The organism is Asticcacaulis sp. P4_H10 (assembly GCF_056400965.1).
This window is the reverse complement of record NZ_JBFUKH010000009.1, coordinates 275,703-285,420: the sequence shown is the minus strand read 5'-3', so window position 1 is coordinate 285,420 and position 9,718 is coordinate 275,703. Positions and strand designations below refer to the sequence as shown.

Sequence of the window (9,718 nt, the reverse complement as noted above, 5' to 3'; positions counted from 1 at the left end):
TCAGGCACCTACACCGGAGAAGGCATTCAACGAGCCTTCCAGTGATGCAATTGCCGTGTCAAGCTTCCCGAGCTTGGCCGTAGCCTTGCCGACGAGGTTTTCAACTACGTCAGCCGGGGGATTGAAATCGCCGCTCAGCCATTTGGCGACGTTGTTCTGCCCTATGCCGATATCTTGTGACATCCGGCCTGCGAGCTGGTGAGGGTTTGCGACCTCATAGACAAACTCAGCAACCCGGCGAAACTTTGGAGCGTCGATCTCTGGACGCTCTGCAACACTGGTAATTGTCATCTTTCCTCCGGCCCTCAGGCCATCCGGTGAGCAGCGCTTTGCCCTCAGGCATCACGCGACCCCTGCACGACGAATGATCAGCCCAGGACGGGCGGCGCGTAGAACACGCGGATGATAAAGCTGCCGTCTTGAGACGCCGCAGTGCCGCCCGTGGCGGTGAACGTGAAGTAATTGGTGATGCCGGGGTTGCGGCCAGCGTAGACGATGGTGAGGCTGGTGACGCCCTGTGTCTTCACATCGACATCGGCCACATATTGCTGACCAGAGGCGGCGGAGCCGAGGCGGAAATTGATCGTGGTCGGCGTGCCGGGGATCGTGACCGGCGTTTCAAGCTGAATGTCGCGGACATAGGAGCCTTGCGGCAAGTCATACGTCCCGGCGACAGCAACGCCGTCAGTCATCGTGACAGTGACCTCTTTGACAAAGACGTTCTTTTCCGCGCCGTGCTTGGCGAGGACCTTTTGGTTTTGCGTAGCCATGAAGGGAGCCTTTCGGGCAACAAAAAAGCCCGCCGAAGCGAGCCGAAAAACCTTATATTTCTTGCTTTTCCTGTTGCGGCACCACCATATTAGTGGTACACAATACTTGCCGGTCAGTTACGACCGGTAACCCTAAGAAGGAGATGAACCATGATAAGGTTCCAGCTTCTTTTTAGAAAGTCCCGCAAGGGCTGGAGGTTTGAATTGAGCCTCAGCCTCCGGCACCTGCGGAACTTGATCTAGAGAGCGGGGTGGCCGGTTTAGGCCGGTCACCTTGCTCCTTAGGGATAGCAGGATAGGGGTTAAAATGCAAGAAATGACGCCACCAAGCGCCGCTGAACTGAAGACCGCCCGTGTCATGCTGAACATGTCACAGGTTGCCTTTGCCGAGGCGTTGAGCACATCCCGGCGGAATGTCGAAAATTGGGAGACCGACAAGGCGGAACCGCCTGCGTTTCTGCGCCTGGCAATCGCCGCGCTATTCGCAGGCCTTGAGCCTTGGAAGCCATGAAAAAACCCGACGCGGGGGGATGCGTCGGGTTTCTCAAACAGTCTGGCCGCGTAGTGCGGGCCATGAAGCTTTTATGCCTTATTCTGCCCTCAGCGTCAATCAGGCCCTTATGGAATATTTGTAGAACAGGCGTTTCCGTAGAATCGCCTGTTTATCGTTCTGCCGTCACGATTCGTCATGCAGTCGATACAGCAATGCAGGACGGCCTACAGACGGGCCATGCGGATCGCCTCAATTCGGCAAGCGGTGCGCGATGCTGGCAATGCGATATTCGTGGACGAGACGGAGAGCTTGGCGGCGAACCGGGACCACATCGAAAATCGCTATGTCATCACGCGCATCGCTGCACCGACTGGTGAGCTTGTGTTGTGCAATGGCGTCAGGGTCGATTAAGCCGCCCGCGTCCTTCGACTCCGCCGCCTCTCCTCCGCATAATCACCGAGTGCTTCGCAGGCGACCACCACCCGCTCCGACTGCCTATCACGGTCGATGATGCCAAGCCCGGCCAGGGCATTACGCCAGCGCGCCACAAGCTTGCCGTTTCGATCCAAGACCACCATTCCGTCCCCCTCCCAATAATCGCGGCACAGTGCATCCAGAAGCCTCGCAGACGGCGGGCCGACGTATGCCATTATGGCTGACCACTCGTCGCGGTGTTCAATCCGCTTGCGCGCTCGAACCGCGCCGGACATTACAAGCTCATCATTGCTAGGCTTGCCGCCGTCGATAAAGCCCGCGTCTTCATATTCTGCAGAACCGGCGATGCCCTGGCATCGAGCATACAGCTCTAGGACGGCGTGTCCGTGTGCTGCCTGATTTCGGCTCAGGGCCGGTGCCCTTCCCTGCGACAAAAGCGCGAAGACGCTCGCCCGCTTATTTGTGCCAGTAACCCGGCCCTTCGTGTCGTAGGTCTCGCCCAGGTCTTCCTTGCTGATCCTGCGCACCGCTACGTGCAAGATAGCTTCTTCGTCCCCAGCCTGTTCCAAATGTTCCATTGTCGAACCTCGCAAATCATGAGAAAATACAAGTGCCGCCAAGCACTCCGCCCTCATCGCGATTTCGGTCCGGTGGGGGCGCTATGGTCGCCCGCCGATTGTTAGGCCTCCGATACCTCCAGCCCGCGCCTCAACACCTCGATAAGGCCCTTAAGGTCCGTCGCCTCCCAAACGAGATATTGCGCAGCGTCATTGAATAGCCCTTCACGGCCATAGATATCAAATTCGGTCTGTATGGATTGCCCCACTTCAGCCTGCGCTAGCTTTTCCGTCCACTCCCCTGTGTCGGTAGCCTTTACCGATCCCGGCGCCGTGAGTGTTGCATAGGTGAAGTCATATTCCAAAGACGGGCCGAGTACGCACAGATCGCCGCCTATGCAGGGTTCATAGGGCTGATAGATCGTCCCGGCCGGCATCGTCATGAGAGTTTTTCTGTCAACAATCCTCATTGCACACCTTTCCGCAGACGCTCGATAAGCGTGTCATCGTCCCCTGTGTCATGCACGCCGTCACAGCGGTCCTTTTGTGCGAAGTACCACCTTTCGATCATGTCGATATCGGCACGCGTGAGCGGCACGCCCGATCCGTCCCGCCAACGCTGCAACTCGACTGCAAAGGCGCGCGGCGCGTTCAAAATTTCCGTCTGAAAGTCCGCGTCGTCGGCAATATGGAACGCCCGGCAGAATTGACGCTTGAAGAGCCGCAGTTGAATCAGTTCGCGCTCAGTTTCCTCGCACGGCACGGGAACACATGCAGCCACCGGCCCCAATATCTGAGCGCCGCGCTGCATACATTGCGCAGCGTCTTCAGCCTCTTGTCGCGAGCCGTGGGAGGACAACGGCACATATTGGCCGTCATCGTTCATCCCGAAGAGCAGGTGCTTTTCTTCTGTCATGATATCCCTTTCAAGCCATTGTAGCGGACACCCCAAGCCGCGAAGGCCTTGATGCTTCCATCCATTGTCCTTGCCGCATACAGCAGCGCCCGCCCGCTTTCCCCATACTGGACGGCTAGGGGCAAGACCGGGTGAGGGTGCCATTCGGGGTTTTGCTCCACAAAGGCTTTGATCACGTCAGGCTCTTTGAAGGGCCGGAAGCGGCCCAGGTCGATTACGTCATTTGTCATGCGGTCAAGCGCTCCTTGTCGCCTATCATCGCAGATTTCCGCAGAATTTCCGGCATATCATCGGCCCAATCGGAGCCGGGTGTTTCCGGCAAGTGGACGGTGACCGCGATTTCCAGCGCTTGCCGTTCGGCCCACCGCAGAACATCACGAGCCGCAATGTATGCCGCTGCCTGCCCCACGTGCGACCGGTCATTGTCGCCAAAGATCATCAGCCGCTCGACGCCAGCAGGCGGGCGAAACTTCTGCATTCCCCCTTCTGAAATGACAGCCCACACCGGCACGCCAAATCTGATGTGCGCCGCTATGGCCGTTTCAATCCCTTCAGCTATGCCGAGAACCGGGCCAGCAGCGAAAAGGCGAATAGCGCTTCCGTCCGGTATTCCGCCCTTCATCAACTTTCGGCACGGGTCTAGCTCAGCTTTACATCCGTCCAATGTCAGCCAGGTCCGGTGAATGTTGGCGGCGCGACCGTCCGGCCCGACGACTTGCGCAATCATCCCAGGCGCCGCGCCATCCTCATGACGAAGGCTTGCGACGTGGCGAAGGCACCTTGGATAGCTGGACAGGCGAAGCCGACGCCGCGAGAGATAGCGTCCAACAGGATCATCTTCGCTGATGGTCAGACCCTTGTTCCAAAGGCTACGCATGGCCGCATGACCGCTATCGTGCGCCTGTTGAGGGGGCCGATTTGGAATTGACGACCCTATGACGCTTTCAACCTTTTGCGCCGCTTCTCGGAAGTCTAACTTGAAGTAGGCTTGGACGAAATCAAACCCGTCACCATGACCGCAACCATTGCAGAAGTAGCCGCCGCGCTCCTCGTGGTTTGTCCATCGGAACCGGTCTTTGCCGCCACACATCGGGCAAGCTTGATTTCTCTTGTTCAGCACGGATGCGGCCACACCGAGCGATGACAGGATGCTGAACCATTGACCTTGGCATCGGTCAGATATGGAAGTGTTGCTTTTCATCAGCAGCACTCCCGATCAAAGCTCACGTGAGAAATCGCCTCATGATCGTAACGTAACGCGTAACGTAACGCGTCACTGTGACAAGCCGGGGTTTGCCTTCCGGGTGGAGTGGCATTGACCCTATGCGCTTGAGCTGGCTTGTAGCCCTGCTTGTTGATTTGACTGGCTAGGCTAATCATCTAATGACGAGCCTCCCAATCAGGATCTATCTCACCGCTGTTAGCCTGATCTCCTACTACAGTACTAACTCCCTTCTTACGGAAGGGATAAGGGGAAGTGTAAGGGGAAGGAGAAGTATAAGTAGACGTGGCATCGCTATTAGCACTGCCTGTGCCACTGCCCGTGGCAACCTCATCATCGACCTGTTTCCGCAGCTTCGTCAGCGCCTTGGATCGAGGGTTGAGCGCCTTGAGGTAGGTCACGGCCTGTTCTTTTTGGGCGTCCAAGAATGATCGATCGATGTCAACGCCGTGGCGTTTTTTGTGCCCCGCCGCCGACTTGATGCGCTGCGTAAGCTTGCTGATCCATGAGTTCAGCGCACTTTCAGCAAGGATCGGATGATATAACCGACCATCGGTCGATTGCTCCCAGCCACGCAAGGCATGCTCGCGGACCTTCGGCCAGGACTTCTCACCGTCTCGCAGGTCAGCAAGCCGGGCCAGGCGCCGTTCATCGCTTGGCAGGCTTGCGGCGGGCACCTGATGCCAAGCTTGAAGCAACAAAGTTACACCTGCCCGCCACTCGCTATCAGAAGCGGCGTTGTGAAACTCGGACTTGAGCAGCCGGTCCACTTCTAATGGAAGGTAATGAAAATCCCTGAGGTCGCAGTCAGGCGGAGTAAGAGGGGCTCTCATTATGCATTGCCCTCCTCAGCTTCCAAAATACCAAGCTCCCGCGCCTTGACCTCCGCACGCTGTAGAAGCGCGATAAGGTCGGGAATGGCCGTGGCGCGGATGCTCACGCCCTTCTGCGTAGCCATCGGCACCTTCGCAGCGCTGAACTCAGCATAGACGCGCAGGTCAAGGAGCACATGGCCCTTGAACTCGTTGATCGCTATCCGCACTTCCTCTTGGCTGTTTTTCTTGACGGCGCCGACGCTGAACGGAAGGCCTGAATTTTCGTTGCTCATGCGTCACGCTCCATCGGATCACTCATACTCAAAATGTGGTTCATCGCCCGCCTGTTGAGCAGGCGGCGTTCTTCGGGGTTTTCTTCTCTGTCAGCTTGGCGGAAGATTTCAGCCGCCGCATCGCGCGTGGCTTCAATCTCAAGTGCAGTAGCGAACCGCATGCGGAACGCCCTCATGCGCTTGCCTCTGGAACCAGTTCCCATCGAACAGTTCCGCAACCGGCCTCAGACTTGCCACGCTGGCCTGAGTCACGAAGGTAACCGGCTTGGGCTAAATCGGTCAGGCGCGCCCGGTAAGTCTGGACAGGCGACATGACGCCGAGAGGCTTTAGTACGGCCTGAACGTCTTCAGCCGACATTGCACGGCCAGTGTCTTTGATAACGGCGAGGATTTTCGCAGCGATCCCGCCAGCGGTCTTGCGAGCAACCAGCGCCGCAGCTTCGGACGTGCCGCCTGTAGCGTTGTGTCGATAGCGAGGATCAGGAAGGCCTTGCGGATGGTCCGAGCGTGGGTTACGGTCTTCTTGATCCCTACCACAGTGATCATTAAAACCTTTGGAAAACCCGTCATTATCAGTGGCGGGTTTTCTGCCGTTTTTGGGGGCGCCCATTATGCAGCCCCCGCGCAACCGTTGTCGCTGGTCGATGTTTGGGGAGGCGATAAGATCGACTCAACCCAAGCATCAAGACTTTCCGGGCTATACAACGGAAAAATCCCGTCACGCACGAAAACGGGTCCGCCCCCGCGCACCGCATAAGCGGCGAGCGTAGCGGGCTTTCGCCTGACCCCATGAACCTCGCCAAGATATTCGCAGGCCTGTTCCCGGCGCAGGCGGCGGGGCCATTTCCGCACCTCGGTTTCAACATTCGCGTCCATGTCGTCTCCTTTGCAAATCACCGCCGAAGCGTGAGAACAAAAGAAGACCACAGCTCAAAATACGCCGTCTAGACCCAATCAAATACGCCGAAAGAGCGATTTAAACTTTTTTCGCCTATTTAATTACGCGTAAGTGCGGGGAGCCCGAAGACGCTGATTTTGTGCGTTTCGTGCCAGGGTTTCCACGCCCCCGCCGCTTATTTGCAGGCAGTTCCTTGAAGGTGTCTCGGACCGCATCGCGGTCGTAGAGATTTCTGAAATACGGGACCAAGTCTTTCTCTAAACGAGGATAAAATTTCTTCTGAGAAAAATACTTGTCCACATAACTTTCCAGCACATGAACCGGCATCGATTTCTCACGCTTGCCGCTGCCAGGTGGCGGAGAGGTTAGCGACTTTGCGCGATGTTCTTCTTGCGCCTGTTCTGCTTCCGCCAACACCGCAGATACATCCTCATCAGTCATCGGTGTTGGAAACCGATCACCCGCGAACTTCATATAGGCCGGGAGAAGGAGGTGGTTAAACCTGACTTCGACATTCCACAGGACGCTATCGCCTACAAGCAAGGTTTTATCATCTTCCCGAATGCTTACCCCGCTATAAAATACATCATTGTCGTCACTATAGTCTTTCTGATCAGCCAAGGCATGGCCGGGCCTGCCGCGAACATCGAGCAAACCGTCTTCGATCAGATCGATAAGAGTTATATGGTCGGGATGGTCGTTGAATGCTGTGGTATCACCCGCGAGCGCAGTGAAGTCCTCAATGCTGACTGGCTTTTCGTCCTCATCTTCTATCGCCCACGAAACGCGACCCTCCCCATCCCATGTTGGATATAGATAAAGAGACGACAGGGTTGACCACGCATCATCCGTGAACGTCAGTTCAGCAAATTCGCTCTTCAGGTAGGCAAGTGTCGCGCGCCCAACGGTCTGTGGCTTCATTGTTTCTGAGTCGCCCCACCGTACATCATCGGCAGCAATCAGCAGTTCTCCGACTACTGGAAAGGTCTTAGCTTCAGACAGCTTTTTCCACTGGAAATATTCGTTGAAGTCCTCAACCCACAGGCCGAGAAGGTTGATATCTAAACGCTCTTCGTCCGCCCCGTATTGGGTTACAGCACGTCCCATGTCGTCCGGCCCCACAGCGTCATAATTGCCGAACGCAAACCTCATCGACTCCTTTATATTTGGCGCGCGAAAGGAACGATGGACGATCTGGTTGATCCGCCCATCAGGATCTTGGATCATTGAAATGAATGCGTCCGTACTTTCCGCGTTCAATATGACGCAGGTCACATAGGAGTCCAAAGGGTAATCGTGACCGAGGTGCTTAGCAATTATAGCCAGTTGCTCAGGCGTAAGTCTCGGCTGTCGCTCAGCTAGCGCATCTTCCTCACTTACATTTGCCTCCTGTACTTCACCTTTGTAACTTGCGACTGCCGCATGAAAGCCTCTCTCCATCTCATCCGCTTCCAGTACTGCGGACACGGCAAAATGATGAGAGAAAAGCCCTTGAGCAACATAAACGTCGCGACCATCCTTCAGGCGAATGATGTCGGTGTGAGCGCTGTATGTTCGATTGCCAACCTCTATTGTTATGACCTGGCTCACTATTTTACCCCCTTCATCATGTTGAAAATATGCGCTGAAACCCTGTCAGCAGCCGCTATCAAGGCCTCGTCCAAATGGTGCACGTAGCCCTCAGTGACATTCGACGCCGAGCCATGCCCGATCATCGCTTTTATGGTTGGCATGCCGTAACCAAGATCGCCCGCCGACGACGCGTAGGCATGGCGCAGGCCGTGGAGGGTTAAGGCAGGCATCACTACATTGGAGGGTATGCGCTTCATGATCCGCGTCCAGGCGCCGGGGAGCCCGCCATATGGCTGTTCGGCGTTCCGCTCACTGTTGAAGACGTAAGGGGCATTCCCAATCCTACGTTTCAGCACTTGCAGGGCGGCGCGGCCCAATGGCCGGATGCTCTCGTTCTCTTTCGTGTCGATCAGCCGTAGGGCATTCCCATCTGTATCGACCTCTTGCGGCTGAAGCTTGATGACCTCGTTTTTACGACAGCCAGTCAGGGCAAGGGTCCAGATTGCATCTGTAGCCTGCCAGGACTCCCCGGCATCTTCAGCGGCGCGCAGAGCCTCACCAAGGGCGCGGTACTGTTCAGCGTTGAGCCGGATTTTGCGCTTGCCGTCAGGTGGCCGCTTGACGCCGCGACAGGGGTTTGCGTCGATAATCCCTTGTGACATGGCGTAGGTTAGAATGCCGCCGAGCAGGCCGACAGTCCGGCTTGCGATCCCCGCACCACCGGCAACACGGACACTGCCGCGCTTCTTCACCTTGTCGTCTTTTTCGGTCGTCGCGGTCTTGCCGACCGTCACGTTATGCTGAAATTTGGATATGTCCTTGGGCTTCAAATCCCGGACCTTCTCTTTCCCGAGAAGCGGAATGATATGCCGGTTGATGCGGCTCTTATCTTCGGCCAGCGTTGAGGCCTTCTTCGGCCTTCCACCCTTGCCACGGATCACAGCCCGCCGAGGGTCCTTAATCCCCAGCTCGACAGCCGCAATATAAGCCTCGCAAAGTTCTTTGACCGTTTCGGCCAGGCGGTCTTCGGTCTTCTCCGCTGCGGGGTCTTCGCCATCCGCAACACGGCCTAAAAGCACCTTGGCCTTCTTGCGCGCTTCCTCAGCGGTGAGAGCCCCGTGCTGCCCTATTTGGACCTTGCGGGTCTGACCGGCACTATTGCGATATTGAATGACGTAGGTTTTCCGCCCGTTCGGCTTCGTGCGGATGCCAAACCCGGTTAGACGCGCATCAAAATATACATGATCCTTGTCACACGTCAGCGCATCCACAAATTCCTTGGATATCCGGTGACCACTCAGCTTCGGCACGTCTAGCCCCCTTCGTTTGCTACCCAGCCCCCCGCAGGGTAGCAAGAGGGTAGCAAGGCAGATCACAGCGGCTCAATTGCGCCGCATTGATCGCCTTGTATCACAAAGCGGAAACCGTTCAAATACAAAGGAAAATCAGGGTGGGGATAATTGCCGCAATTGCGCGCAATTGATGTAGCGCCACCTTGCCAAGGTGGATGTCGAGAGTTCGATCCTCTTCGCCCGCTCCAATCTTTCCCTTTATTTTCTCTTCTTTTCCGCCTCTTCGACCAGGCGATTGTCCGTCCGGCTTCTTTTCCAGGATACGTTGGTTCGGATCTGGCGTGGGCGCTGGCTGCCCTGCCACGCCCTGCACGCGATTGACGGTTTCTTTCTGCTGCGGATTATCCTTGATGGTCATAGCAAAACTCCTATCGCTTCGATGAAACGATAGGAGT

The 9,718-nt window shown here is 56.5% G+C and carries 17 protein-coding genes; 2 read left to right on the top strand and 15 right to left on the bottom strand.

Features of this window, described 5'->3' with window-relative positions:
• Both AC1DON_RS17695 and AC1DON_RS17690 read right to left on the bottom strand, forming a co-directional pair.
• Positions 1-291, bottom strand: coding sequence for a hypothetical protein (locus AC1DON_RS17695; RefSeq protein WP_476936140.1), 291 nt, complete (start codon positions 289-291; stop codon positions 1-3).
• A 77-nt stretch (positions 292-368) separates the two neighbouring features.
• A complete protein-coding gene (locus AC1DON_RS17690) occupies positions 369-770 on the bottom strand; it encodes a hypothetical protein (protein ID WP_476936139.1) in 402 nt (133 codons plus the stop codon).
• Between the two features lie 307 nt (positions 771-1,077).
• Here AC1DON_RS17690 and AC1DON_RS17685 point away from each other — a divergent pair, with 307 nt between their 5' ends.
• Together AC1DON_RS17685 and AC1DON_RS17680 are read left to right on the top strand one after the other, a co-directional pair.
• Positions 1,078-1,281 carry a helix-turn-helix domain-containing protein gene (locus AC1DON_RS17685; RefSeq protein WP_476936138.1) on the top strand — a complete coding sequence of 68 codons (204 nt, stop codon included), beginning with the start codon at positions 1,078-1,080 and terminating at the stop codon, positions 1,279-1,281.
• Between the two features lie 219 nt (positions 1,282-1,500).
• The gene (locus AC1DON_RS17680) at positions 1,501-1,674 is read left to right on the top strand and encodes a hypothetical protein (RefSeq protein ID WP_476936137.1); all 174 of its coding nucleotides are present in this window, start codon (positions 1,501-1,503) and stop codon (positions 1,672-1,674) included.
• Here the strand turns inward: AC1DON_RS17680 and AC1DON_RS17675 are convergent.
• The 13 genes from AC1DON_RS17675 to AC1DON_RS17615 form a co-directional block, all read right to left on the bottom strand.
• The gene (locus AC1DON_RS17675; RefSeq protein WP_476936136.1) at positions 1,671-2,318 is read right to left on the bottom strand and encodes a hypothetical protein; all 648 of its coding nucleotides are present in this window, start codon (positions 2,316-2,318) and stop codon (positions 1,671-1,673) included. The genes AC1DON_RS17680 and AC1DON_RS17675 overlap by 4 nt on opposite strands.
• Positions 2,319-2,377: 59 nt before the next feature.
• Positions 2,378-2,698 (bottom strand): hypothetical protein, encoded by a 321-nt coding sequence (locus AC1DON_RS17670; protein ID WP_476936135.1) that lies wholly within the window; start codon positions 2,696-2,698, stop codon positions 2,378-2,380.
• Between the two features lie 23 nt (positions 2,699-2,721).
• Complete coding sequence (locus AC1DON_RS17665; RefSeq protein WP_476936134.1) at positions 2,722-3,171, bottom strand: hypothetical protein; 450 nt, start codon at positions 3,169-3,171, stop codon at positions 2,722-2,724.
• Entirely contained in the window at positions 3,168-3,401 is a 234-nt protein-coding gene (locus tag AC1DON_RS17660; protein ID WP_476936133.1) for a hypothetical protein, read from the bottom strand. Before AC1DON_RS17660 ends, AC1DON_RS17665 begins: the two co-directional genes overlap by 4 nt.
• Positions 3,398-4,372 (bottom strand): DUF7146 domain-containing protein, encoded by a 975-nt coding sequence (locus tag AC1DON_RS17655; protein WP_476936132.1) that lies wholly within the window; start codon positions 4,370-4,372, stop codon positions 3,398-3,400. Before AC1DON_RS17655 ends, AC1DON_RS17660 begins: the two co-directional genes overlap by 4 nt.
• A gap of 179 nt (positions 4,373-4,551) precedes the next feature.
• Positions 4,552-5,226: a DUF1376 domain-containing protein gene (locus tag AC1DON_RS17650; protein ID WP_476936131.1), complete on the bottom strand. Its 675-nt coding sequence runs from the start codon at positions 5,224-5,226 to the stop codon at positions 4,552-4,554.
• On the bottom strand, positions 5,226-5,501 hold the full coding sequence (locus AC1DON_RS17645; RefSeq protein ID WP_476936130.1) for a PC4/YdbC family ssDNA-binding protein: 276 nt from the start codon (positions 5,499-5,501) through the stop codon (positions 5,226-5,228). The genes AC1DON_RS17650 and AC1DON_RS17645 overlap by 1 nt, the downstream gene beginning before the upstream one ends.
• Positions 5,498-5,662, bottom strand: a complete 165-nt coding sequence (locus AC1DON_RS17640) for a hypothetical protein (RefSeq protein WP_476936129.1) — start codon at positions 5,660-5,662, stop codon at positions 5,498-5,500. The genes AC1DON_RS17645 and AC1DON_RS17640 overlap by 4 nt, the downstream gene beginning before the upstream one ends.
• A gap of 11 nt (positions 5,663-5,673) precedes the next feature.
• Complete coding sequence (locus tag AC1DON_RS17635) at positions 5,674-6,111, bottom strand: hypothetical protein (RefSeq protein ID WP_476936128.1); 438 nt, start codon at positions 6,109-6,111, stop codon at positions 5,674-5,676.
• On the bottom strand, positions 6,111-6,377 hold the full coding sequence (locus AC1DON_RS17630) for a hypothetical protein (RefSeq protein ID WP_476936127.1): 267 nt from the start codon (positions 6,375-6,377) through the stop codon (positions 6,111-6,113). The genes AC1DON_RS17635 and AC1DON_RS17630 overlap by 1 nt, the downstream gene beginning before the upstream one ends.
• Before the next feature lie 115 nt (positions 6,378-6,492).
• Positions 6,493-7,989, bottom strand: a complete 1,497-nt coding sequence (locus tag AC1DON_RS17625) for a hypothetical protein (RefSeq protein WP_476936126.1) — start codon at positions 7,987-7,989, stop codon at positions 6,493-6,495.
• Positions 7,989-9,281 (bottom strand): tyrosine-type recombinase/integrase, encoded by a 1,293-nt coding sequence (locus AC1DON_RS17620; protein WP_476936125.1) that lies wholly within the window; start codon positions 9,279-9,281, stop codon positions 7,989-7,991. Before AC1DON_RS17620 ends, AC1DON_RS17625 begins: the two co-directional genes overlap by 1 nt.
• A 118-nt stretch (positions 9,282-9,399) precedes the next feature.
• Positions 9,400-9,681: a hypothetical protein gene (locus AC1DON_RS17615; RefSeq protein ID WP_476936124.1), complete on the bottom strand. Its 282-nt coding sequence runs from the start codon at positions 9,679-9,681 to the stop codon at positions 9,400-9,402.
• Between the last annotated feature and the right edge of the window lie 37 nt (positions 9,682-9,718).

What these genes read in the sequence shown, in the direction of transcription:
- AC1DON_RS17695 (WP_476936140.1), bottom strand. Translation starts at nt 291, where the DNA reads ATGACAATTACCAGTGTTGCAGAGCGTCCAGAGATCGACGCTCCAAAG.
- AC1DON_RS17690 (WP_476936139.1), bottom strand. Translation starts at nt 770, where the DNA reads ATGGCTACGCAAAACCAAAAGGTCCTCGCCAAGCACGGCGCGGAAAAG.
- AC1DON_RS17685 (WP_476936138.1), top strand. Translation starts at nt 1,078, where the DNA reads ATGCAAGAAATGACGCCACCAAGCGCCGCTGAACTGAAGACCGCCCGT.
- AC1DON_RS17680 (WP_476936137.1), top strand. Translation starts at nt 1,501, where the DNA reads ATGCGGATCGCCTCAATTCGGCAAGCGGTGCGCGATGCTGGCAATGCG.
- AC1DON_RS17670 (WP_476936135.1), bottom strand. Translation starts at nt 2,698, where the DNA reads ATGACGATGCCGGCCGGGACGATCTATCAGCCCTATGAACCCTGCATA.
- AC1DON_RS17665 (WP_476936134.1), bottom strand. Translation starts at nt 3,171, where the DNA reads ATGACAGAAGAAAAGCACCTGCTCTTCGGGATGAACGATGACGGCCAA.
- AC1DON_RS17660 (WP_476936133.1), bottom strand. Translation starts at nt 3,401, where the DNA reads ATGACAAATGACGTAATCGACCTGGGCCGCTTCCGGCCCTTCAAAGAG.
- AC1DON_RS17655 (WP_476936132.1), bottom strand. Translation starts at nt 4,372, where the DNA reads ATGAAAAGCAACACTTCCATATCTGACCGATGCCAAGGTCAATGGTTC.
- AC1DON_RS17650 (WP_476936131.1), bottom strand. Translation starts at nt 5,226, where the DNA reads ATGAGAGCCCCTCTTACTCCGCCTGACTGCGACCTCAGGGATTTTCAT.
- AC1DON_RS17645 (WP_476936130.1), bottom strand. Translation starts at nt 5,501, where the DNA reads ATGAGCAACGAAAATTCAGGCCTTCCGTTCAGCGTCGGCGCCGTCAAG.
- AC1DON_RS17640 (WP_476936129.1), bottom strand. Translation starts at nt 5,662, where the DNA reads ATGCGGTTCGCTACTGCACTTGAGATTGAAGCCACGCGCGATGCGGCG.
- AC1DON_RS17635 (WP_476936128.1), bottom strand. Translation starts at nt 6,111, where the DNA reads ATGGGCGCCCCCAAAAACGGCAGAAAACCCGCCACTGATAATGACGGG.
- AC1DON_RS17630 (WP_476936127.1), bottom strand. Translation starts at nt 6,377, where the DNA reads ATGGACGCGAATGTTGAAACCGAGGTGCGGAAATGGCCCCGCCGCCTG.
- AC1DON_RS17615 (WP_476936124.1), bottom strand. Translation starts at nt 9,681, where the DNA reads ATGACCATCAAGGATAATCCGCAGCAGAAAGAAACCGTCAATCGCGTG.